The organism is Paenibacillus sp. TSA_86.1, assembly GCF_052691815.1.
Map to the genome: position 1 here is coordinate 511,122 of NZ_JBQZGE010000002.1, position 22,763 is coordinate 533,884.

The 22,763-nt window shown below is 45.4% G+C and carries 21 protein-coding genes; 5 read left to right on the forward strand and 16 right to left on the reverse strand.

Annotation, left to right across the window (positions count from 1 at the left end; genetic code table 11):
• Positions 1 to 15: 15 nt before the first annotated feature.
• The gene (locus tag ACUTVW_RS08320; protein WP_445645493.1) at positions 16 to 930 is read right to left on the reverse strand and encodes a DsbA family oxidoreductase; all 915 of its coding nucleotides are present in this window, start codon (positions 928 to 930) and stop codon (positions 16 to 18) included.
• Positions 931 to 1,064: 134 nt separating this feature from the next.
• Between ACUTVW_RS08320 and ACUTVW_RS08325 the strand changes: the two genes are divergently transcribed.
• The gene (locus ACUTVW_RS08325) at positions 1,065 to 1,415 is read left to right on the forward strand and encodes a winged helix-turn-helix transcriptional regulator (RefSeq protein ID WP_445645337.1); all 351 of its coding nucleotides are present in this window, start codon (positions 1,065 to 1,067) and stop codon (positions 1,413 to 1,415) included.
• On the opposite strand, the gene ACUTVW_RS08330 is transcribed toward ACUTVW_RS08325, so the two are convergent.
• On the reverse strand, positions 1,398 to 1,718 hold the full coding sequence (locus ACUTVW_RS08330; RefSeq protein ID WP_445645338.1) for an oxidoreductase: 321 nt from the start codon (positions 1,716 to 1,718) through the stop codon (positions 1,398 to 1,400). The genes ACUTVW_RS08325 and ACUTVW_RS08330 overlap by 18 nt on opposite strands.
• A gap of 17 nt (positions 1,719 to 1,735) precedes the next feature.
• Here ACUTVW_RS08330 and ACUTVW_RS08335 point away from each other — a divergent pair, with 17 nt between their 5' ends.
• Positions 1,736 to 1,918 (forward strand): hypothetical protein, encoded by a 183-nt coding sequence (locus ACUTVW_RS08335; RefSeq protein ID WP_445645339.1) that lies wholly within the window; start codon positions 1,736 to 1,738, stop codon positions 1,916 to 1,918.
• Between the two features lie 91 nt (positions 1,919 to 2,009).
• Here the strand turns inward: ACUTVW_RS08335 and ACUTVW_RS08340 are convergent, their stop codons facing one another.
• The 5 genes from ACUTVW_RS08340 to codB form a co-directional block, all read right to left on the reverse strand.
• Positions 2,010 to 3,032: a hypothetical protein gene (locus ACUTVW_RS08340; protein WP_445645340.1), complete on the reverse strand. Its 1,023-nt coding sequence runs from the start codon at positions 3,030 to 3,032 to the stop codon at positions 2,010 to 2,012.
• On the reverse strand, positions 3,029 to 3,523 hold the full coding sequence (locus ACUTVW_RS08345; protein ID WP_445645341.1) for an RNA polymerase sigma factor: 495 nt from the start codon (positions 3,521 to 3,523) through the stop codon (positions 3,029 to 3,031). Before ACUTVW_RS08345 ends, ACUTVW_RS08340 begins: the two co-directional genes overlap by 4 nt.
• 199 nt (positions 3,524 to 3,722) lie before the next feature.
• Complete coding sequence (locus ACUTVW_RS08350) at positions 3,723 to 4,787, reverse strand: polysaccharide deacetylase family protein (RefSeq protein ID WP_445645342.1); 1,065 nt, start codon at positions 4,785 to 4,787, stop codon at positions 3,723 to 3,725.
• A 444-nt stretch (positions 4,788 to 5,231) separates the two neighbouring features.
• A complete protein-coding gene (locus ACUTVW_RS08355) occupies positions 5,232 to 6,506 on the reverse strand; it encodes a cytosine deaminase (protein ID WP_445645343.1) in 1,275 nt (424 codons plus the stop codon).
• Entirely contained in the window at positions 6,475 to 7,752 is a 1,278-nt protein-coding gene (gene codB / locus ACUTVW_RS08360) for a cytosine permease (protein WP_445645344.1), read from the reverse strand. The genes ACUTVW_RS08355 and codB overlap by 32 nt, the downstream gene beginning before the upstream one ends.
• A gap of 457 nt (positions 7,753 to 8,209) precedes the next feature.
• On the opposite strand from codB, the gene ACUTVW_RS08365 reads away from it, so the two are divergent.
• Together ACUTVW_RS08365 and ACUTVW_RS08370 are read left to right on the forward strand one after the other, a co-directional pair.
• Complete coding sequence (locus ACUTVW_RS08365; RefSeq protein ID WP_445645345.1) at positions 8,210 to 9,640, forward strand: N-acetylmuramoyl-L-alanine amidase; 1,431 nt, start codon at positions 8,210 to 8,212, stop codon at positions 9,638 to 9,640.
• Between the two features lie 48 nt (positions 9,641 to 9,688).
• The gene (locus tag ACUTVW_RS08370; protein ID WP_445645346.1) at positions 9,689 to 10,258 is read left to right on the forward strand and encodes a GerMN domain-containing protein; all 570 of its coding nucleotides are present in this window, start codon (positions 9,689 to 9,691) and stop codon (positions 10,256 to 10,258) included.
• A 240-nt stretch (positions 10,259 to 10,498) separates the two neighbouring features.
• Here ACUTVW_RS08370 and ACUTVW_RS08375 read toward each other — a convergent pair whose 3' ends face one another.
• Entirely contained in the window at positions 10,499 to 12,274 is a 1,776-nt protein-coding gene (locus ACUTVW_RS08375) for a glycoside hydrolase family 3 N-terminal domain-containing protein (protein WP_445645347.1), read from the reverse strand.
• Entirely contained in the window at positions 12,271 to 12,771 is a 501-nt protein-coding gene (locus ACUTVW_RS08380; protein WP_445645348.1) for an S-layer homology domain-containing protein, read from the reverse strand. The genes ACUTVW_RS08375 and ACUTVW_RS08380 overlap by 4 nt, the downstream gene beginning before the upstream one ends.
• Positions 12,772 to 12,969: 198 nt before the next feature.
• Here ACUTVW_RS08380 and ACUTVW_RS08385 point away from each other — a divergent pair, with 198 nt between their 5' ends.
• Positions 12,970 to 13,737: a sulfite exporter TauE/SafE family protein gene (locus tag ACUTVW_RS08385; protein WP_445645349.1), complete on the forward strand. Its 768-nt coding sequence runs from the start codon at positions 12,970 to 12,972 to the stop codon at positions 13,735 to 13,737.
• 165 nt (positions 13,738 to 13,902) lie between these two features.
• Here ACUTVW_RS08385 and ACUTVW_RS08390 read toward each other — a convergent pair whose 3' ends face one another.
• From ACUTVW_RS08390 to ACUTVW_RS08420, 7 genes are all read right to left on the reverse strand, one after another.
• Positions 13,903 to 14,250, reverse strand: coding sequence for a DUF4260 domain-containing protein (locus tag ACUTVW_RS08390; RefSeq protein WP_445645350.1), 348 nt, complete (start codon positions 14,248 to 14,250; stop codon positions 13,903 to 13,905).
• A 46-nt stretch (positions 14,251 to 14,296) separates the two neighbouring features.
• On the reverse strand, positions 14,297 to 14,902 hold the full coding sequence (locus ACUTVW_RS08395) for a TetR/AcrR family transcriptional regulator (RefSeq protein ID WP_445645351.1): 606 nt from the start codon (positions 14,900 to 14,902) through the stop codon (positions 14,297 to 14,299).
• A gap of 395 nt (positions 14,903 to 15,297) precedes the next feature.
• Positions 15,298 to 15,726 (reverse strand): DUF3237 family protein, encoded by a 429-nt coding sequence (locus ACUTVW_RS08400; protein ID WP_445645352.1) that lies wholly within the window; start codon positions 15,724 to 15,726, stop codon positions 15,298 to 15,300.
• 227 nt (positions 15,727 to 15,953) lie between these two features.
• Positions 15,954 to 16,928, reverse strand: a complete 975-nt coding sequence (locus tag ACUTVW_RS08405; protein WP_445645353.1) for a diguanylate cyclase domain-containing protein — start codon at positions 16,926 to 16,928, stop codon at positions 15,954 to 15,956.
• A 2-nt stretch (positions 16,929 to 16,930) separates the two neighbouring features.
• Positions 16,931 to 17,557, reverse strand: coding sequence for a chemotaxis protein CheC (locus ACUTVW_RS08410; protein ID WP_445645354.1), 627 nt, complete (start codon positions 17,555 to 17,557; stop codon positions 16,931 to 16,933).
• Positions 17,547 to 17,921 carry a response regulator transcription factor gene (locus tag ACUTVW_RS08415; protein ID WP_445645355.1) on the reverse strand — a complete coding sequence of 125 codons (375 nt, stop codon included), beginning with the start codon at positions 17,919 to 17,921 and terminating at the stop codon, positions 17,547 to 17,549. Before ACUTVW_RS08415 ends, ACUTVW_RS08410 begins: the two co-directional genes overlap by 11 nt.
• 353 nt (positions 17,922 to 18,274) lie before the next feature.
• Positions 18,275 to 22,756, reverse strand: coding sequence for a carbohydrate binding domain-containing protein (locus ACUTVW_RS08420; RefSeq protein WP_445645356.1), 4,482 nt, complete (start codon positions 22,754 to 22,756; stop codon positions 18,275 to 18,277).
• Positions 22,757 to 22,763 lie beyond the last annotated feature (7 nt).

Consider the following 22,763-nt stretch of genomic DNA (forward strand, 5'->3'; position numbering starts at 1 on the left):
TTTTTCCTGAGCAAGTCACACCCGCTGAACAGCCATTTCATCTAAGATATGCCTTACCTGATAGGTACCCTCTTCTAATTCGGATTGAATGAATGACTCTATGTCATCCTTTTCCACATCATACAGCACTTCAATTTCTTTGGAGAACAGAAGGTTTCCTTCCTTAATTTTGTGAGACAACGCAGCGATCTTCTTCGGCTTCGGCGCTTCACCCAGAATCTGTTGCAGCGCTTGAACGTAAGTTTCCAGAGGGCGAGCCCCAACCACTTTGATGCCTTGCTGCTCCTTGTTCACAATAATAATGGATGGGAAACCTCGTACGCCTAGCCGGGCAGTCATCTCAAAGTCTTCTTCCAACAAGTCTTGTGCAGATTGCTGAGTAGCACTGTCCACGATTTCTTTTCCATTCAGCCCTAGCCCATTCACAAGCTCAATCAGTACGTCATCTTCTCCGATGTTTCGATTCATCGCAAACACAGCTTCTCGCGCAACTCTCAGAAAGGCATGTTCTTTGCCCGGATGCATACGCTCTATGACTTTAAATACGCGAGACGGCGGATAGGAAGACTGGATCGGATTCTCAAGCCAGAGGGAACCGTCAATCGGCATACGTGAATGCTCGCCTACTTCTCTCCAATGCCCCGCTACATCTTCAGGTTTCTGGATGCCGTTCGCCCCATCCGAGAACCCTGCCCAGCTTGCTAACAGACCACCCATTTTGGTTTCCACATTAAAATAATGACCGTACTCTTCTATAAATCGATTTAACACAGGTTCCAGTGCCCAGCAGTGTGAGCAAATGGGATCCGTTGCATAATAAAGGGTTCTTTTTTTCTCTTCCTGCTTTAGATTAATCATTTGCATTTCTGCATCATCAGTTACACCACATACTCCCGTTTCCAAATCACACATCATGGATTCATTACTCATCATTATCCCGCCTTTTTGATCTTATCTAATCGATTAACTTTGTGTTAGTATGATTATAATATCTACAATCTGAAGAACAAGTACGATTCTTTTTCTGACTAAGTATCAAAAAGTATACTAATGGGGGTTTTCGCGTGAAATATGATTTTAATTTTGATCAGCTCTGTCCGGCTACCTATGCTTTTCAAGTCATTGGTGGCAAGTGGAATCTGCCGATCCTGGCGATTTTAAGTGAACAAGATAACATTCGTTATAACGAGTTAAAAAGAAGGCTGCCCGGCATCACACCAACGATGTTAACGAACTGTTTGAAAGACTTGATTCAATACGGAATCGTTCATCGGGAGCAATATAACGAAATACCGCCAAGAGTCGAATATTCACTTACACCATCAGGTAAAGAACTGGTGCCTTTAATTGAATCCATGGTGGCATGGGGTCAGAAAAATATGCAGCAAGGGTCTGATTCACTTCAAAACAGATAAATGCTTTGTCGCATCATACGGAGTTAACGGAAGTCCCGTTGTCCATCTTTGTACCAAATCCGGATTAGCAATGAATGGTCGACCAAAAGCGGCCAGATCAATTACACCGTCATTGATTGCCTCCTCCGCCCTCTCCAGACTGAGATCCCCTACTCCGATAATCATATGCTCCCATTGTGTCCTAACCGCCTGATGGAAGTTAAATTCAACTGACCAGTCAGCTGCATAACTTTCGGTTGATGGGTGCAATATGGTGATGCCCGTTTCACGAAAAAGCTCCAGATAGGCTTGGAGTGTCTCCACCTTGGAATTCCATACATATGACGCATCATCATCTTTTTTTCGGAAAAGCGGATGATGATACGCTCAGTGCTGATCTCTTTTTTTACCGCCATAATGATCTCTTTCAAAAAGCGAAGTCTCCCCGGGGTGAAAACCGATATATCAGCAGCGCGCTGCAGCAGTTCATCAGCCTGTTAAATGATAAGGGTATGACTTTATGAATTTCTATTTTTGACATTTCATGTATTAAAAAAGAGCAGCCGACTGGCTGCCCTCATGCATTAGAGATGTACCACTTCATAATCCCTATACTTACTTCAGGCTGTTCCAGAATTGCTGGAACGCCTCCTGGTCCACTTTGAAAAATACGGGAGCATGGCCGTAACGTACCATGCCTTCCTCTCCAAATAACACAAGCTGAACCTTTGTTTTATCATCCAGAGTCAAATAAAGCATTTTACGATCTTCTTTGCCATAGAGACGTTCTTGCAGTTCAGGACTTGCTGCAACCGGAGCTGCTAAAGACAGTTTCTCAATAAAGCTATTCAGTGAATGGTCTACCGGAAGCTGCTGGAGCTGCCGCAGTCCGTTATTCCAGCTATCAAAGCCTTCCCACTGTGCCGAAGTCACGTGATCCTTAATGTTAAGTTTGCCAAGAAGATCAGATAGGCCGCTGACCGATATATCATTGGTTCTATCAAACAATTGCGCATAGACTTGCCCGTCTATTTCTATATAAGACATCATCCGAAAATCCGAATCGTATCCTTTCACGGTGTACATATCTGCTGTACCAATCGTCGAGGCCAGCTCTTTGTAATCATCTTGACCACTTAGTTCATGAATACCACCAGTGGTTTTGCCCAGTTTCTCACCTCGCAGCGCCAAGGCATCTGCACCGTCCACTGTTGTCGCAGATTCGGTATAGACATTTCCATGATAAACAACTAATCCAATCATGTCTGCCTTAACATTCTGGTTATCCCCATTGGGTAGCTCAATCTTCGGAATCTCTACGGGAACAATGTTTGAATTCTCAGTCTTGATTACGGTCTGACCTTCGGTAACCGAGCCCTTGGCAACCCCTTCAGTATTTAACGCCACCTCTTTAGCAGGTGTAGTTGTTCCACCCCATTGCTGCCAGACGGTTGGTGCTGCAAGTCCGATACTGGCGGCGATGACAACACTTGCTGCTATGTAAAGCGATTTACGCGTACGCTTCGTTGTTTGCCGCTGCGCATTCACGTTCTGTACGATTCTTTTTTTCATCTGGTCATCTGTTTTCATCTGATCCACCGCTTTCTTATATTGTTGTTTGAATTGCTCTTCATTCATGGTTGTTCCTCCCCCTCAAGCTCCAGTTTTAAAAGTTGTCTCCCCCGTTGTAATCTCATCTTTACTGCCGATTCACTAATCTCCAAAATCTTGCTAATGTCCCGGACTGCATAATCTTCGTAATAATAGAGATGAACGACCGATCTATATTTCACGGGCAGAGACAACACCAGTTCAATCAAAGCCTGATCTTCAGGATCGTCCATGATGATTGGTTCCACAGCTTCCAGCTTCACTTCCCGTTTACGCCAGCCTTTACGGAGCAAGGATTTGCAATGATTCGTAATCACCCGGATCAACCATGCTTTTTGATGTTCCGCATCGTTGAATGCAGGCGCTTTTTCCATGAATTTAATGAACGTATCTTGAGTGGCTTCTTCCGCATCTTCCCGTTTGCCGAGGTGAATCATAGCAATCCGGAACAGCGTATCCGCATACGTCTCATAGATGCTCATAACTTGTTCTCCTGGCTGGGATATGGATTGCTGCATGGTTGTTATGCCCTCCTTTATACCCTTAACACTCTTACGGACGACATTTGGTCACATTTTGTTTTCGCTTTTTTATTTTCATTTCAAAAAACACAGAAAAGGCTATTTCGCCGACACACACCACGTAAGGTGTATGACATTGAAATAGCCCAAACTTTAAGCTGCAGAATGTTACGCTCTAAAGCTACGAAAAAGTGAACTAGCTTATCTCCAGATAATCGAGATATGCGTCCCAGGTGCCATCGTCTGCTGTTACCACCAGCTCGATCACCTGATTTCCGGTGCCATGACTGATATTATTCAGCGTGTACACCGCGGGGCTGCTGCCTCCAAAATAAAAAGTACCTTTGGTCTGCCCGCCAATCTTTAGATCCACTCTGGCCATATTGGCGTTGTTCGACGCGCCTCTCAGGGCGAATGAATGGGTTCCGCTTGAAAAGTTATGAGTTGTTCTTACTGCATCGTTATTGGCATAGAGAACAACACCGTTGAACGGGGAGCTAATATTGCCGGTATACTGACCGCTTTTAGTCATATTTTCGGCTTCAATTCTCACCGTTGTTGCTGGTGGATTGTTGGTTGCCCCATCCGGTGCAACAGCTCGTCCGGTGGATGGAGAGATCATACCGGCACACAGGCCGCGGTTTTTTAGATTTTGAGCAATCTGAGGAATAGCCTGAAGTGTTGTCTGGTACTGATCATGCATCAAAATAACATCTCCGCTTGCCATACGATTCACCGCAGCTACAATCTGGGAGGCACTCGCCCCATTCCAATCCTGTGAATCGACGTTCCACAATACTTCTCTCAAGCCGTTCTGGCTAATGACCGATTTCACCGTTGCGTTGGTAGCACCATAGGGCGGTCTGAAGAGTGAAGGGGATGAACCTGTAATGGAACGAATGGTCTGCTGTGTACGTGTAATCTCAGATGCCATCTGAGAAGTATTCAGCTTTGTCATATCCGCATGCGTATAGGAATGGTTGGCAATCCACATGCCGGCGGATACCTGCGCACGAACCAAAGCCTGATTGTTTTGCGAGTTTTGTCCGGTATTAAACATCGTGGCACGAAGACCCGACTGCTTCAAAGCATTAAGAATATTGTTAGTATTGTTGGAAGGGCCGTCATCAAAAGTCAGACCTACATAACCGTTAGGACAACGGGCATCAGCCGCGGTGGCAGAAGGGAGTGGCGGTATAGCAAATAATGAACCTAAAAGAGCAACAGACATGGCAGCTTTAATGAGTTTGGATTTAAACATGAATACACCTCCAGTAAAATAGTTAACGTAATTATTATTTTGGATGAATCTAAATTCATCTGATTACAGACACCTATGCCTCCTTTCTTTTACTCATAACCCCTATAATAAAAGCGCTTTCATAATAAAATAAATAAAACTCTTACTGTCAGCATAAGTAGCGCTTGTTCGGGTTGAATCTAGTATATACGATGATTTAATAGAAGTAAATTCATATTATTACAATATATCCTATTTATTTTTTCACTTCACCTCCCTACCTCTGTTTCCAGAGTTATATCAAAAAAAAGAAAACTCCTTGATGCAGAGTTAACATCCATGTAGATGATTAGCCCTGTTTCAAGGAGATGTACTTTCTTCGCATACGGATGAGCTGGTCATGAGTCATACATTCTTATCATTGTCAGCCGCCCTGCATAAGCAGAACCGTCCTGCGACTATTTACTATTTATTAAAGGTAACCTTCTCCGAGCTACCATCCAAAATGATGGATGTATCACGCGGTTTCGTTTCCGCGATTTTGCGACCTTCCCTGAAGGAATACAGAACTGCAGCCTGTTTGCGAACTGCCTCGTATTCATTCTCGGCTTCAAGTACGATGAAGTTCGCAGGTTTGCCTTCTTCAACACCGTAACGATCCTCAATGTGTAGGGTTTTTGCACTATTTTTCGTAATCAGGTCAATCGAATTCACTATCTGGTCGTATCCGAGCAGCTGGGAGGCGTGAATGCCCATGTGCAGCACTTGCATCATATTCCCCGTACCGAGCGGATACCATGGATCGAAGATATCATCATGCCCGAAGCAGACGTTCAAACCGGCTTCCTGCAGCTCCTTCACGCGCGTCAGCCCTCTTCTCTTCGGATACGTATCGAAGCGTCCTTGCAAGTGGATATTCACCAGCGGATTGGACACAAAGTTCAGATTCGCCATCTTCAGCAGACGGAACAGCTTGTACGTGTAAGCATCGTTGTACGATCCCATCGCTGTTGTGTGACTTGCGGTCGTGCGTAAGCCCAGCCCGCGTTCGTATGCTTCCTTGGCAACAACTTCGATGAAACGGGATTGCTCATCATCTATCTCATCACAGTGAATATCGATGAGACGATCATATTTTTCAGCCAGGTCAAAAGCCACTTTCATGGAATCCACGCCATACTCACGCGTAAACTCAAAGTGAGGAATACCGCCCACAACGTCTACGCCCATTTTAAGTGATTCTTCCAGCAACTCGGCGCCGTTTGGATAAGAGTGAATGCCTTCCTGCGGGAAAGCAACCAATTGAATATCGATATAAGGTGCGAGTTCTTCCTTCACTTCAAGCATCGCTTTAACGGCGATCAGGCTTGGATCTGTCACGTCCACATGTGTTCTCACATGCTGAATGCCTTGTGCCATCTGCCATTTCAAAGCTGTTTTGGAACGTGTTTTGACATCTTCATGGGTCAAAAATGCTTTTCTCTCCGACCAGCGCTGAATGCCTTCGAACAACGTACCGCTCAGATTCCACTCCGGCTCCCCTGCTGTCAGGGTTGTATCCAGGTGAATATGCGGTTCAATGAATGGTGGAAGCACCAGTGCTCCGCCAACATCAAGTATCTCTCCATTTGTATCCGTAGCAGACTGTGTCTCTTGTGTGATCTGCTCAAATTTCCCGTCTCTAACGACGATATTCCAGAGGCCTTCTTTACCCCGCAATTTTGCGTTCTGTATAATCATGTGTTTTCCCCTTTTCTTTGGATGATGTCATGGACGCGATGGCCATGAGGGCTACATACGCCACGGCTGTACCGATCAGCGCGTTAAGCGGTGTTACTCCGGGAGCCAGCTGTGCAAACGCTACTCCGATGGCCCATGCAGCCATAGCTACCCCGTTTACTTTTTTGAAATTCATGTCGGCAAATGGTGCATACGATCTGCGTTTCACGATGAAATAGTCCGCAATGATAATTGCTCCGATCGAAGGAATCGCTGCGCCCAGCACGTTCAGGAAACCCACAAAGTTGTTGTACATCCACATTGCGAATACCGTTCCGATGATTCCGTTGATGATAACAAAAAACTTTTTCGAAATTTTCGTAATGTTGGCAAACCCCAGACCCGAAGCATATAGAGCATTGTCGTTGGTCGTCCAGATGTTCAGGCCCAGTACGATGATTGCAGGAATGAGCAGACCTTGCAGGAACATAACTTCTGATATGTCAGCCAGGTTGTACGCCATTGCGCCGACTGCCCCGAACAGGAACATAAGCGAGTTACCGAGGAAAAATGCAATCACCGTCGCCGTAACCGCCTGCCGGGACGTCCGGGAAAACCGGGCAAAGTCCGGTGTCAGCGTACCGCCGCTTATGAACGAACCGATACAGATGGTCAGAGCCGCCGCCGCAGTAATCGTCTGTGTTGGCGTGTAATCCAGCAGCCCTTGCAGACCGCCGAGTGATCCCGTCCCCTCAAACATGGAGTAACCCCCGAGTATAGCAATCGCCGGTACAGCAATATAACCAAGAATAACAAGAGATTTCATCCCGAAGATGGCTGAGGCCGTCATCGCCAGTCCAAAGATCAGGATCAACAGGTACACATTCCAGTCCATCGCTTTGGCAACCGGAATGGCAAACATCGCAACGCCGACACCGAACCATCCAACCTGTGTGAAACCCAGCAGGAATGAAGGCAGGTAAGAACCTTTTTCACCAAACGAATATTTCGCCAGCAAATGGGTGGACAATCCTGTCTTGGCAGCGATATGCGCCAGCGCTCCGGTATAGATGCCCAGCACCAGATTTCCTGCCAGTACAATCGCCATGAATTCCATAAAGGTCAGGTTGACACCAAGTGTCCCACCCGCCAGCATGCTCGCTGAGAAAAAAGTAAAGCCGAGCATGACGGATAACGTCTTCCAAAAATGATTACGCTGTGCTTTTGGCACCTCTTGCCATGAAAACTCTTGATCTTGTTTGCTCATCAGAAACCCTCCAAATAAAAGTGTTCTGATACCATAAAAAAGCAGAAAAAGAGGCTACTCATCACGCTTTTACGCTGACAAGTAGCCTCTTTGTACATCATAACCCGCGCGAAGACACAGAACATTCCTGTACAGGAAATGCCTGATCCACGCGTGATTACGAAATCCGCTGCCCTTGCCAGCCTCTCTGGACTGAATTAAAGGTACCAGTATTCAATTAGATTCTATTATTTTGGAAAAATGCGAAACTGTCAATGTAATAATTATCCAATACTATTAATATTCCAACCATAAGGAACCGTTAGATATCTCACCATTCCAGACTAGGTCTGGATTTCACGTCTTCCTTTTACTGCTTGGGTATATGCTGTAGTTTATTAAAAAGAAAAATGATAAGCAGGAACCATTCGAATAAATGTAGAATATTGTCATAAGTAATTTTAAACAGAGGTGTAAAATGAGAAAAATCGTAAGTGTACTTTTGTTCAGCTTGTTGTTTCTGCTCGCCGTGTCCAATGTGGGACATGCTGCCACAGCTACCCCGCAAACGAAGATTATCTTAGATGGTCAGGAGCTTGTGTTGCCGTTAGATGTCGAAGTTGTCAATGTAAACAACAATGTTATGATTCCTATTCGTGTTGTTGCTGAAAATTTGAAATTTAACGTGAAATGGGATCAGAAGAGTCAGAAGGTGAGCATTGAACAAAACGCAAAGCTCCTCTCTCTGAACGTGGGTAAGAAAGAAGCCAGAGTTCAGAATGTAAAAGTAACCCTAAACACGGCGCCGCAATTAATCAAAAATACGGTCGTTGTTCCCCTTCGTTTTGTCAGTGAAGAAATGGGACTGTCCGTAAGCTGGAATAACAAAGAAAAAATTGTTGGCCTGACAAGCACTGAACTTCCTCCTGTTGCTGAGCCATCCCCTGCTCCCACTGTTCCTGGCGTAGGGAATAACATCGTATGGAACAAAGTGAATGATATCAGCTTTGCTAATCAGCAGCTTGTTGTATCTGTTGACACAGAGGTCACACCGCAGATTACCCGGTTAACGAATCCGGATCGTATCGTGGTGGATCTGCCGAATACCACCTTTGGTGATATGGGCTCTACCTTGTTGCAAGGTACGATGGGTAAGCTTGATGTCAGCGGTATTGCTAATGTGACAGATGTTCGATACTCCCTTTTCAAAAAAGATCCGGCTCAAGTCAGAGTTGTTATCGAATTGAATAATTTGAGCGATGTACAGGTCAATTCTCAATATGTCAGCGGTAAACTGATTGTCGATTTGGCTCTGATCGCTACGATTGGTATTCCAGTCAACCCTATTGGCAATGACAGTGGTAAACATGTTGTTGTTATTGATGCCGGGCATGGCGGGAAAGACCCTGGCACAATCGGCATCTCCAATACACAAGAAAAAGATTTCACCCTGCCACTTGCTCTCAAAGTTCAGGCGCTTCTGCTCCAAGACCCGGATATTGAAGTGGTGATGACACGTGAAACGGATGTTTACCCTACCCGTCCAGAGCGTGTAAAATTGGCGAACACGTTAAACGCGGATGTATTTGTATCGATTCATGGAAACAGTGTAAAGGCTTCACCCCTGACCACAGGTACCGAAACGTTCTACTACAAACGAAACAGCAGTAAAGCACTGGCTGATATCGTACACAGGCATCTGATTCAAGCATTAGGTTTTAAGGATCGCGGGGTTAAGAACGGCAATCTGGAAGTACTACGAGATACAACGATGCCAGCTGTGTTACTTGAAATCGGATTTCTGAGCAATCTCGCTGAAGAACAAGCAATGCTCTCTGAAAATGTACAGAACACAGCGGCGCAGGCCATCGTGGATGGAATCAAGGAGTTTCTGCAGCAATCCCGATGAACGAGGAAGTAACGGAAAAATGAATGTGAAGATAAGGATGTGCTTAGGATGAGAAAAAAGTTAAACTACGTGAGCCTGCTCTACCTTACAGCCATAATGCTCATACTTGCTGGTTGCGGTAACAAACCTGCCACAGACCCCGGAAATGTGGAGCCCGCACCCAATCCGACTCAATCTAACGGCTCTTCCCCCTCCGTACCAGACGTAGAGAAAAAAGAGACGCAGGACATTGAAGTTGGTTATGTAGATTCTGAACTTACTCAAGTCAAAACAAAGAAAGCCACCATTGAGTTTTCGAACAGCAATGAGAAATATACACAGGCGTTTGATGTATTGCAGCGTTCGGATGACCCGGAATATATTTCGTTATGGAGTGACATTGGACTGGAATCAATTGATTTTCAGGAAAGCGATGGCAAACTTACGTTAAATATTCACATTCCGGATGAGGCAAGACTCGGTTCTGGCGGAGAACTTCTTTTTCTGGATGTGTTAAAGCAGACGCTGTTCCAGTTCGAGGAGGTCCAAAGTATTCAGCTGTTAGTTGACGGCAAGGAAACCGAGAGCCTGATGGGGCATGTCGAGCTGGAGAATCCGATCGTTCGTGGTACGGAATAATTGGATCAAGCCTAGTAAATGGCGTTTGCGAGAGCAAAGATATGAATAGTTAAACGTATGAATGACTACAGCGGTTGCCCCGCTTTAAAACATGAAAAACCTTGCGATCTAATTTTAATTAGGTAGCAAGGTTTTTCATGTTTTACATAAGCTTACGACGCAAAACTTCATTTTGAATTTCATATCGGTGCACAACATTGTTGCAAGAATTTGATCTTTTCCATTGTGATCAGAATCGGTTTATTCGCCGGACTGTTCCGAATCCATTGGAAGTTTGCCTTTTGCTTCAAGCTGTCCAAGCAGTACCTTGATGGCAGCGAGTGTGTTGGGCTCCTGTTTACCATACACGGCAAGGGCTGAGCGTACATTGTGCAAATGAAAAATCTCATAGGGATTGCCAAGAGACAGCAACGTATAACGTACCTGACGTTGGTTCAGTTCATTGATGAATAACTGCATCTCCTCCCAACGGAACTGACTCGCTACGTTGCGGAATTGATACGAAGCCATAAGAACATAGTCGGCCTTGTTTACGTTCTGGAGCAGCGTTTTCATAGTATTCGAGTTCAAGACAACTGTCTCCGTTTGAATGGAAGCTTTACCTACGGTTTGCTTAAGTTGTTGTTGCAGCTGCTCAGCCTGATTGGCATCGGATGCCACGATTACGACTCGGTCGCTTGCTCGAATCGTCTCTATTCCCTTGTCCTCCGCTCCAGCCAAAACAGTAACTGCTCGCTCCGCAATGCTACGCTCCACCTGAAGGTGAGCATCAGATCCAATGATGGTTTTCAACTCACTTAACTTCTGAGCCAGGGATGGACTGGACTCAAACAGATGATATTTAGATTTCACCGTCAAAATACGTTGTACCGCCTCATGTACCCGTTCCTTGGAAAGTGTTCCGTTATTCACTGCTTGAATCAGTGCCTGATGTGCAGTGGATACATCTTGTGGCATTAGTATGATGTCTACACCTGCAGCGGCGGCACGTCTAACGGCTTCCGTTTCACCGAAATGCTCACTAATCCCCTTCATCGTGAAAGCATCGGAAATGATCAGACCTTTGTACTGCAGCTCTTCACGAAGCAAGCCGGTTAATACCTTACGAGATAATGTAGCTGGAAGCGGAACCTGTGTACCGTCCTTACGCGAGGTTACTTGCTCGTTATCTATCGCCGGAAAGGCAATATGTGCCGTCATTATCATATCGACACCTTCCTTAATTGCCGCCTTGAACGGTTTTAACTCCACCGCATCAAGGCGGTCGCGTGCATGCGTAAGCACAGGCAACCCCAGATGAGAGTCAACAGATGTATCCCCATGCCCTGGAAAATGCTTCACGCCTGCAATAACATCAGACAGGTGCAGTCCCTTGATCATAGCTAGGCCGAGCTGGGTCACCAGCTCCGCGTTCGAACTAAAGGATCGCATACCAATAATAGGATTGTCGGGATTGCTGTTCACATCAAGCACAGGCGCAAAATTAACCTGGAACCCAAGTGCTTTTAACTCTTCTCCAGTCAGTCGTCCAGCTGCTTCTGCCAGTGCCGGGTCACCCGTTGCGCCTAGCGCCATCTGTCCAGGGAGATTGGTGCCGCCAGGAATACGGCGAATTACCCCTCCCTCCTGATCGATGCCGAGAAATAGCGGTATATCGCCAGTCTGGTTTCGGATATGATGCGTAAACGTTGTAACCTGCTCTGCATCTACGATATTTTTTTCAAAAAGGATAAGTCCGCCTACATTTTGATCTTGAAGGTTGCGTTTCAATCCTTCGTTTACAGTCGTTGTCGCTCTGCCGTTCCATTGCCTGATATCAGGCATAAGCATCTGGCCTACCTGCTCACTAACGGTCATATACGAAATGAGCTTGTTCCAATCCTTCACCTGAATCGCTGCTTCACGTTCAAATTGAATGACACGCGCCATGAATACGGCATATTCCGCTCGTGCCACCGTCCGATCCGGTTGATACGTCCCATCGGGATAACCCCCAACCAGCCCGTTTGAACTCATGATCTGGATTGGCGCCGCCCCCAATGTTTCGCCGTATCGGTCCACTGAGCGGTCAGATTCCCTTCTTCAAGTGGATATGCGCGTGTCAAAAATGCTGCTGTTTCGGCCCGACTAATCGGAGTATTGGGTCGAAAGGAGCCATCTGGAAATCCACCAGCCAGCCCATGCTGCTCAGCGATGGCGATCTCTCGGTAAAAAGGATGTGTTATCGGCACATCCGTATATTTCAACTTTCCTATTGGCTGTTCAAGCTGATCCGGATAAAGTTCCCGAACCAAAAAGGTAACGGCCTGTCCTCGAGTTACGGATATCTGCGGCTGGAACTTGCCATTGCCATATCCTGCAACTGTACCCCTTTTGGCCATATACTGAATGCCATCCTTGGCCCATTGCGTATGCTGGAGGTCAACAAAGGTCGTTTCCGCGTTGGCACTCCCCGCCCAGATCAACATGGAACCGAAAACTGTGGCCATAATGGTTTTATACGTTAAACGCACTTCATTTCACTTCCTGTTCAATTAGTTTGTTCATGAAGGGTTAGACGCGGCTTACCCCGCTTTTGTTGCTCTTATGCCCTTTAGCACTCACGCAAGTAGAGAGCCCTGATCATGCATGATATAATCAAATTCATATTACTATTCGTCAAGAAAACGTCTGACATGGTTTTCCGAGGAATAAGAGTTTGGAGTCGTCTCATGTTAATGATAACTATCGTGCTTGTTATGTTTCTGCTAGGTCTTCTTCTTGGTTTTGTTGGTGCAGGCGGTTCTGGTTTTATTATCTCGATCCTGACGGTTGTATTCGGATATCCCATTCATGTTGCTCTTGGCACGGCGCTTGCAGCGATGTTTTTCTCCTCGCTCTCCGGTTCAATCAGTCATTACCGAGAGGGAAATGCAGTACTCAAAACCGGTGTGATCGTTGGTCTGGCTGGGGCAACAGGAGCCTGGGTCAGCTCAGGGTGGTCATCCTATATTCCAGAGGATCGGCTTGGCATGCTGACTTCTTTTATGCTTTTTGCTTCAGGACTCGCGCTGTGGCTTCGTTTGATTCTCGTTTCGCGGCGCCCAGCTGGTTCTGAGAAACAGGCTGTTATACTTGGAGAAGGTCTGCGATACTGGGTATATGCATTATTAATTGGGGGAGTTACAGGTATGTTATCCGGTCTGTTCGGCATTGGCTCCACACCTTTTATTCAATTGGGACTTATGCTGATGTTAAACATGCCTATGCGATATGCCGCCGGAACCACAATGTTGGTCATTATTCCGATTGCACTAGCTGGGGGGGCCGGATATATGAGGATTGGTTATCTGGACTTGCAGTTACTGCTGCTTGTTGTGATAGGTACAATGTCCGGTTCATACGTTGGAGCGAAGTTCACCAAACGAGTGTCTGCTTTCTGGCTGAAAGTGAGTATGGTCGTGACACCGATGATTGGAGCATCCGTATTATGGATGTGATTTTCTTGAGGCGTTCTGTGTGAGACATGCTACATGTGGCGAAACTGTTCGTTGTCCCATTCAAAAAGGCTGCACCCAACATCTTAATTGATGTGGGGAACAGCCTTTTTCTGGTGTCTATTTTAAAAGTTAGACTACTAGGCTATCAAAGATATCCTTATGAGATTATACACGCTGGAGATGGGTATCCTTAAACTCCGTTTCATATTTCAAACCAAAACCAAACATACGATCCATACCAATATGTGCGATCCAGATGAAACTGATCAACAGCAGAACATCCATTTTCAACACGTAACCCGCTGCCAACAATACCATAGGAATAATGTACGTATGTCCCACATTGTAGATCAGTGCGCCCAGTTTATTGTTAGCTGCATAGCCAATCATGAACACATCCGGGAAGAGAAGCAACAGCAGGAAGAGCCACCAGGAGTAATCATTGTAAAAGTAAATCGTTGTCGCTGCCGCGAGCACCAGTAAACCCTCTAATCGAATCCATAATCTAGTCATTTTATTTGAACTCCTTTGAATGTAATTTATTTTGATTTTAACGTTCTTAATTGGCAGATTTCATTCCACTCAGCATCCACCCGATGCCCTGAGATACTTGTTCGTGTGAGAGCGGCTGGCTTGATAGCAGCACAGGGGATTGTAACGTTAATCCGTCGAACACAGCTTGAATCAAGGCTGCGAAGGTCTCCTTTTCGGTTTCGTCCAGCGGTAGCTCCATGCGATCAATAATTAATCGGATACCTGATTTCATCTCCTGGTACAGTTTCATTAACTCCAGAGCCAGCTTTTCGTTGTTCACACTCTCCGTCCACAAACTGATTAATAGCGTGAACCACTCCGGATTCGTGCTACGGAATTCAACGACATGCTGTAGCGCCTGCTGAAGTAACTCTGCGGGTGGTGCTGTCACATCCAATTGCTGTAGTGCTTCGTTCATGCCACGGTTAATCATCCATTCCCGTACAACTTCCACCAGAAGTGTTTCCTTCGTATTAAAATGGTATCCGATCAGTCCCTGAGCGACGCCAGCTTTAGCTGCAATCTCTTTCATCGTTGCTTTCGTATACCCTACTTGACCAAACAAAGTAAAGGCCGCTTGCAAAATAGCACTTCTTCGTTCGTCCTGATTCGCTGCCTGTGGTTTCGACATTATTATTTCAACTCCAATACTGTTTGGTTGAACAGTCAGTTTATACTCTTATCTTAAAACTGTTTGTTCGAACAGTCAAGGGTTAAATGAATGATATTAAATTCTGGCTTTGCTTGCAATTCATTATGATATAATAATATAAAATGTTTTATTTTAGGAGGTCCTTTATGTTACAAAGTGTTGGTATAACAGGTTCACTTATTCTATTAGCACTCATTATATTTATAATTTGGCTGGTACGAAGAATTATAAGTAAATCATAGGGTTAACAGGATTTGCTGACTTATACCTATAAAATAAACATGTGAAATTTACGAAAAGAGCGCTGTCACAAGGACAACGCTCTTTTAACAAAACGATATGAGCATCAATTACGAGTAAATTATCATGTAACATTATGGCTTCACCCTAAAAATCTTAATGTCTACGCCATCCACCGCTGGATAGCCTTGACCAATAAGCGCATCTACGTTCAGAGTGGATAAAGCATGACTGTTGGTGATAACCCGAGGCGAGGTGCGAAACAGACTGCCGTCCTTCGCCTCACCGATGTATCCGTTATTCTCGATGTAAATCTCACAGCCTTGTCCCGTGTAATCCTGTCCCTGTAACATATACCTGGCCGACAAACTATGACGTGCTCCCTCTTTACCAATGATTTGGGTATCCACCCCTCCCTCACGAACGGAGCCTTCAAAATAGTTTCCAGTGACATGTCCTGCAAATGTAATCATCACTACCGATTCGCCAGCCGCATTCTTTAACTCGATTGAATTTTCAATCTTCACATGTACGGTAAACAGTTCCTCCATCTCTAAACTCATTCTAATCACAGCCTTCCTCTCTAAGTGCCATTATTGTGATTCAACCCATTGAGTTTAACTATTCCTTCTTACTTCGTTAGATTTATAAGGACTCCTGCTTGCAAGCGAATAAAACAAAGTAGAATGAATGATGGAATGATAACAAAAAAAGTTGCCATGACAGCAACTTTAAGGGGCACAGCAAATATGAGACGGATTGGAAATGGATGCTTAAAATGAACAATATATCACCAGACATGATCCAGTTCGGGATGAAAGAAGGCATAGCCTTGCTTTCCATTTTTCTTGATTCTGTACATAGCCATATCCGCAAGCTTCAGAAGTTCAGTCGGATCTTGCCCGTGTTTTGGAAAAAGACTGATGCCAATGCTGGCAGACAGATGAATTTCAATGGCATTCACATGAATCGGAGCTTTAAACGCAGTCGTCAGGTTTTTGGCAACAATCGCCGCATCATCGTCATCCTTAAGCTGGTTCAGGATGATGCTGAATTCGTCACCTCCCAGTCTTGCTACGCAATCCGTACTGCGAATATTGCTCTTCAATCGCTGGGACACTTCCATCAAAACCTGATCTCCAATCTCATGACCATAGGTATCATTAATCTGCTTGAATCCGTCGGTATCTATATACATTACGGCAAAACGTGTCTCACTTCTCAGTGCATTGCTAACGGACCATGCCAGTCGATCCTTGAAAGCCAGCCGATTGGGGAGACCTGTCAAGGAATCATGCAGAGAAAGATGTTTGCTGATTTTCTCGGAAACTTTGATCTTGGTATACTCCGTCTCCAGTTCCTTAATCAGGTTTTTGAGTTTGTACACGCGAGTGCTCGTATTGGTTGTGTCGCTAATCTGTAGCATTGCATAACTATGCTCGTTTTCATAAAGCGGTTCAACATGCAGATTCTGTCTGTAAAAGCTCTCATCTCCTCCATCCTTCGGGAGCACAAAAGATTTATGTAGAGCGCTGGAGCAGAACCTGCTTTGTCCATGATACAGCGCATTTTGTATAATGTTCATATACATATTAGCCTTGAATCTGGGGCAAATCTCGAGCAGATTTTTACCCAGCACGTCTTCAGCGGACATACCTGTTAAACGTTCCAACCAACCATTCCAGACGAGAATTTTCAATTGTCTGTCCACAATCATAATGCCCATTTTGGTTTTGTTCAGCGCTTGTACAATGAGATTATCCATGGTTATCCTCCCAGTAGAGCATCTATCTTATCCAGCAGACTGGAGATGGAATCCATGCTCAACGCAATAACGATAATTCCTTTTACATCTGTGTCCGCAAGCAAAAAGGAGGTGTGCAGCACCAATATGTACACTTCGTTCTCAAGCAAGATTTGCGGGTCAGTTCGAGTAACATGAATCAGCTCAATATCAGGCAGTACATACTCTAGCTTCATTTCGAGGAAATTTCCGAATTCCCCGATTATCGCATTAAGCAGCACATTGCTAACCTCTTGCAGTACATCGAGATCAGTATCCATTAATCGGCAATCATTCGGATCCACATTCTCTGTGAGTTCTCCGAGACACATATTTGCCAGCACTTTGGCCTGCTCGGTGGGGAACATCAGGAAGGCTTTGCCTTGAAACTGATATCCAAACTGCAGTGATGATCTAAAAAGATGACCTTCGGCAAATAAAATATTGTACCTCCCATCCTCCCGATCCACTTCACTAATAGAGATTAGCTCAACTTCAGGGATATTGAGAACAATATGCCTGTCTACAATTTCCGATAGCATGTTAGCTGCTTGTCCAACGTAAACATTGACAAGTTCGGTAAGCAAGTCTTTCTGCATCTCATTCAGCATAATGTGCCACCTGAATCATTTGGAGCAATGTATTCGCTCTTTCTGCTGTTAACGGTTTATTCAAAAATCCAGAGATACCAAGTTCCTCCACTTCCTCACGGGTGGCCTTTTGAATATCTGCTGACAAGATAATAATTTTGACGTTCTGATCCTTCTCTCGAATCAGGCGAAGCATATCTTGACCACCCAGCCCTGGCATCAAAAGATCGGTTGTTATTAAATCAGGTTTGAAATCCTGATAGAGTTGGTATCCATCTTCTCCGTTGGGGGCCGTTCGAATGTCGCAATCCGGAATATGATCGCTAATCAACTTGCTCATCAATTTCTGCACAAAAATCGAGTCTTCCACAATTAATACTTTCATGATTCTACTCAGTCTCCTTGAATAAGTTTTAAGGGCGCAAGATATCAGGCGCTGTAGACAGTTCTTGAGAAGGAGCTTCGCGCACAGGTGGAACCCCTTAAAAGTGACTGACAGATGAACAGGCAAAATAATATAAATTTATAGTAACTCAAAAAATAGATTGTCAACAATACTTAAAAATAAATTAGAACGTATTCATTTGTCAATGGAAGGGAAATCCCATTGATATACACAGCAAAAAGGACGAGCAGAAAATCTCTGCTTCGTCTCTTCTTGAATGATGTGACAGATACAACTTTTACTGTTGAAAACATCCGCATTGCAATCGTTCCCTTACATCTTATAATAACGTTTTATTGCGTCTTCCCCATATTAACCAGATTCACATTAGTCAGTGTAATCGTGGTATCTGCTTGCTCATCCCCCTGGATCTTACCCATATCAAACACAATTCGGCTGTTCGCATAACTCGCTTCGTTGGCTTGGAACGTATATGAGAATTCTTGTTCTTCCGTGGTCAAATCCATTCGATTACCATAGAATCCAGTCCACTTATAACCTGCATCAACGTCCACCCAACCAATACCTACACCCAGCTTGCGTGCTTTATCCACTTTCGCTTTGAACGTAAGCTTATACGTGTAGCCCTGTTGCATCGCAAAACCTTCCTGGATCAATTGCCGATCCCATGGATTGTCCCCGACTTGACCGATCCTGGCTTGCAACTTCTGGTTATCCGCACTGAGGGCCAAGTCTTCCGGTTTATTACTGGCTGCATAAGCGAACCAACCGTTCGTTCCTTGCGTGAAGTCACCATTTTTAATTAGATTGACATGGACCGGCTGACCTCCCTCATCCGCACCAGGATTCACTTCAAACAACATCACATTCTGAATAGATACAACATGCTCTCCGGTTGGCACCGCAGGACTTCCCAGCCCGAAGTTTAACAATGCTGCCTCATCTGCAGTCTCTCCCATAGTAAAGGTGTACACATGTTGCTGTTTTGTTGTTGTTAGTTCAGCCGCCTGCTCCAAATACTTCACTTCATCACTGCCCGCCTTGGATACAACGACCTGCATCGGTTTTGGTGCCGAAGCCGAAGCATCAAAGCTCAGACGATACGTTTTACCTGCCTCAAGCGAGAGCTGCCCTTGCTGTAAAATATCTTCCCACCAGTTCTGCGTGGTTCCAGGCAAAGTCATGCTAAGTCCATTCTCAGAGTTAGTACTATATGTCGCCGTAGTAACGCTCTGTGGCAGCGTCCATCCCGTGGCATCTGTACTCAGCTCGCCGTTCTTCACTTTACTTTGTGAAATGTCCAACCAGCGTGTGTTGTATTCGTTCCCTTCAAAATTGACGTAATACGTTGTTCCTGCTTTCAACGAAACCTTTGGAAGATATACGGTTTTATACTTTTGCCAGCCTCCCGTATCTCCTAATGCAAGATTGGTACTTTTAACTTCATTACCTTGCTCATCCTTGACCGTAAAACGAACCTTCGCATCGGCTTTACCACTTGCCATACGTGTTGAGAAGGCGTACACCCCTTCGTTCGCTGCTGTGATTTTGAATTGAAGCAGATCGCCTTCATCCATGTAGCTAACGTGTTTACCACCTTCATCCGAATCTTCAAGCTGCAATCCCTGCATCACATACGCATCCGCTGCAGGAATATGAGCATAATTCTGGATTGATACCGGTTTTCCGCGTTTCGTCAGGCGTACATTATCCACATAAACCTTGCCAGAACTGCCTCCAAATAAAAGCTTCAATGCAGATGTTGCTGTCGCTTCCCCCTCTCCGATCACAATTTCACCAGTGTATGTTTTCATCTCGGACCCGATCTGAATCTGCTGCCCTTGATTAATTTGTACATTGTGGCCCTCATCGGTAGATAATCCAATATCCATAACGCCTGTCGTATCTGCCTTGGCATCAAATGAGAACCCATAAGACGTATTCCCTTCCAGCTTCATTCCAGGCTGAACGACAGCGACCTGCTCCGGTTGGCTATTCGTTTTCTTCACATCCACCACGAGCTGTCTTTCCATGATCGGGAACTTCAAAAAGTTATTAACTGACACCTGTGCTTCAGCATCTGCTTGAATCTCGGTGTTCCAGAAGCCAAGCCGTTGTTTGCCCTGATCAAATGTACCATTGAATACATAATTGCCATCCGGGAGTGCTTTGCGCTCGACTGGAAGCGGATCGGCGTCACCAATCTCCGTAAGTCTCACGTTGGTCACCGAAACTTCGCCTTCGTTTAATCCCAGATTAAATTCAAATCTTGCATTGTTGTCGGAACCATTGCGCATGTTGAATTCATATTGGTACGGCTGCCAAGCCGTTGTCACAGAGAATGCTTTTTCTTCTGAATAATTCGTCCAGCTTTTCTCAAACTGAGTCACTTTGGAGCGAATAACCCGGTTCTCCGAAGCTTTGGCATCGAACTCAATTTTATATTTCTTGTTTTTCTTCACATACATCGGCATCTGAGTTAACTGCACCGAATAGGTTTCCGTTCCTGCTTTGGAGATTGTTACTTTGGCTGCTTTGCCTTTCGCTTCATCCTCTACGACTTCAACCTTGCCCTCTCCGCCTGCATTAGTAATGAACTTCCAATCAGCAGGAGCACCACTTGCGTCGACACCTTGGGTAAACCGTTCATTGTAAATCTGGTTACCATTCACTTGCGGTTCGCGCTGTTTCTCAGGCTCAATCGGGCTTGAAGTTACGTCTGGCCATTGATCCATATTTTTATAGGAATACACTCGCACAAAATCCACATTCATCTTCTCGGAAACAAACTCAGCTTCCGGTGATCCTGGCCAGTCACCGCCAACCGCTAGATTGAGAATCAGATAGAACGGACGGTCAAACGGTGCAGGAAACGTATAGCTTTCCGGCTGTCCAGCCGCCGTTGTCTGCCAGTTATTGATCTGATGATGCAGCTTGCCGTCTACATAAAAGCGAATCATGCCAGGCAACCATTCCACCTGAAAATCATGATATTTTTCGGCAAAAGATTCACCTTGAGGCAATGTGAACTTTCCTTGATCATGTCCGTGAGAGCCATCGGCTTTTTTCGAATCATAATGAATGGTGCTATAGATCTCGTGATCTTTGTTTTTGCCACCGATCAGCTCCATGATGTCAATCTCTCCGGAAGCCGGCCATCCTCCATAATGGGCTTCATCCGTAGGCATCATCCAGATTGCTGGCCACATTCCCTGTTGAATAGGAAGTTTGGCTCTCACGACCACTTTTCCGTAAGTCCAGTCGCCTTTTTCTTTCGTAATCAGTTTACCGGAAGTATAATTTTTGCTGCCCTTCTGCTCCCGCTTCGCTTCAATCTGCAGTACATTACGATTGCCGTCCTTCACAATTCGTGTATTATTCGGGCTGTAGTATTGCAATTCGTTGTTATAAACAAGCTCCGTATCCTGAACCGTCCATTTAGACGTATCCACAGTTGGTGCATTGAATTCATCGTTCCAGACCAACTGCCATTGCTCATCCGGAATGGTGGTAGCCGGGATCGGCTTTTCACCTGACGGCGTGCCAGGTACGGATGGTGTCGTTCCACCTGAATTGGAGGAGCCGTTCCCGCCTGTGTTAGAACCAGTGCTACCATTAGAAGTATTCGGGGTAGCGGGTTTGGGTTGTTCAGATTGTCCAGTTCCGGGCACAGTGCTATCGCTGTACTGACCTGTTGCAATCGCCTTGCCATTAAGCAATACGTTGCCTGCATCTACGTCAAGCCGTTTGATTTTACCTTTGCTGTCGATCGCCGTATGACGGGCTTTGCTGTTTACTTTCAACATATGAATCGCACTCTCGGCAGACAACTCCACTGTAGCCTTACGTTCAACAACCATTTCTTCAACCTCTGTTGTTCCTGTTATCTCAACATGTACCGGACTGGTGTTTTTATCCACCACAACCCGATTTAGTTTGGAGTTATGAATATCGATGGAATGGCTTCCTCCGCCCTTCACAACAACACTTCCTTTTACAGTTACGCCGTCAAGGGTCACCGTACCTTCCCCAATGGCTTCTGTAAGCAGCAAGTTACCGGTAACTGTGGTGTTTTTCAGCGTCACATCGGTTGAACGTATAATCAGATTGCCGTCTACTTTGGACTCGTATGTGCCGGGTTTACTTTTAATATCCGCGATTAATGAAGACATGATGGTAGCGGCTTCTGCTCGCGTAATGTTGGACTCCGGTGCGAGACCCCCGTTGTATCCGTTTACAATTTTGTTATTCACAAAATAATTCATCGCCTGTCTTGCATAGTCAGCTACCTCTTTCTCATCATGGAATGTAGAACCCGAAGTTCCATGCTCACTACCTGTTGACAGCTGGAATGCACGATCTGCCATCACTACAGCATCCTGCCGGCTAATCGGAAGTTGCGGAGACAGATGAGTCACATCGGTTCCCTGAATAATACCTGATCCGCTTGCTCGCATGATTGCGTCGTAATACCAGTCTTTTTCACTAACATCTGCGTACGGTGCCACGCCGGGTCCACCCGCGAATCCGAACACCCGATCGAGCATGACAACAAACTCGGCGCGGCTGATGTGTTCACTTGGTCTGAATGTGCCATCGGCATAACCTTTGGTTAGTGCCATGCTCTGAATACGCATTACCGCATTTTCAGCCCAATGTCCCTGCAGATCTTTGTACGGGGCCCGAAGCAGGCTTGACGCCTGTACCTGCTCCGCTGCTGTTTGTTGCTTCCCCTGTTCAGCTCCGGCTAATGCCGGAGCGGTTAGTGAAACGATCATGCTTCCTGCTACGAGACAAGCTAACCCTTTTTTCACCCATATT

Coding starts and splice junctions, on each gene's coding strand:
- ACUTVW_RS08410 (WP_445645354.1), bottom strand. CDS start 17,557: ATGCTGAATGAGATGCAGAAAGACTTGCTTACCGAACTTGTCAATGTT.
- ACUTVW_RS08405 (WP_445645353.1), bottom strand. CDS start 16,928: ATGGATAATCTCATTGTACAAGCGCTGAACAAAACCAAAATGGGCATT.
- ACUTVW_RS08390 (WP_445645350.1), bottom strand. CDS start 14,250: ATGACTAGATTATGGATTCGATTAGAGGGTTTACTGGTGCTCGCGGCA.
- ACUTVW_RS08365 (WP_445645345.1), top strand. CDS start 8,210: ATGAGAAAAATCGTAAGTGTACTTTTGTTCAGCTTGTTGTTTCTGCTC.
- ACUTVW_RS08400 (WP_445645352.1), bottom strand. CDS start 15,726: ATGAGTTTAGAGATGGAGGAACTGTTTACCGTACATGTGAAGATTGAA.
- ACUTVW_RS08370 (WP_445645346.1), top strand. CDS start 9,689: ATGAGAAAAAAGTTAAACTACGTGAGCCTGCTCTACCTTACAGCCATA.
- ACUTVW_RS08395 (WP_445645351.1), bottom strand. CDS start 14,902: ATGTCGAAACCACAGGCAGCGAATCAGGACGAACGAAGAAGTGCTATT.
- ACUTVW_RS08345 (WP_445645341.1), bottom strand. CDS start 3,523: ATGCAGCAATCCATATCCCAGCCAGGAGAACAAGTTATGAGCATCTAT.
- ACUTVW_RS08385 (WP_445645349.1), top strand. CDS start 12,970: ATGTTAATGATAACTATCGTGCTTGTTATGTTTCTGCTAGGTCTTCTT.
- ACUTVW_RS08320 (WP_445645493.1), bottom strand. CDS start 930: ATGAGTAATGAATCCATGATGTGTGATTTGGAAACGGGAGTATGTGGT.
- ACUTVW_RS08415 (WP_445645355.1), bottom strand. CDS start 17,921: ATGAAAGTATTAATTGTGGAAGACTCGATTTTTGTGCAGAAATTGATG.
- ACUTVW_RS08375 (WP_445645347.1), bottom strand. CDS start 12,274: ATGAGTTCAAACGGGCTGGTTGGGGGTTATCCCGATGGGACGTATCAA.
- ACUTVW_RS08355 (WP_445645343.1), bottom strand. CDS start 6,506: ATGATTATACAGAACGCAAAATTGCGGGGTAAAGAAGGCCTCTGGAAT.
- codB (WP_445645344.1), bottom strand. CDS start 7,752: ATGAGCAAACAAGATCAAGAGTTTTCATGGCAAGAGGTGCCAAAAGCA.
- ACUTVW_RS08350 (WP_445645342.1), bottom strand. CDS start 4,787: ATGTTTAAATCCAAACTCATTAAAGCTGCCATGTCTGTTGCTCTTTTA.
- ACUTVW_RS08340 (WP_445645340.1), bottom strand. CDS start 3,032: ATGAATGAAGAGCAATTCAAACAACAATATAAGAAAGCGGTGGATCAG.
- ACUTVW_RS08335 (WP_445645339.1), top strand. CDS start 1,736: ATGACGCATCATCATCTTTTTTTCGGAAAAGCGGATGATGATACGCTC.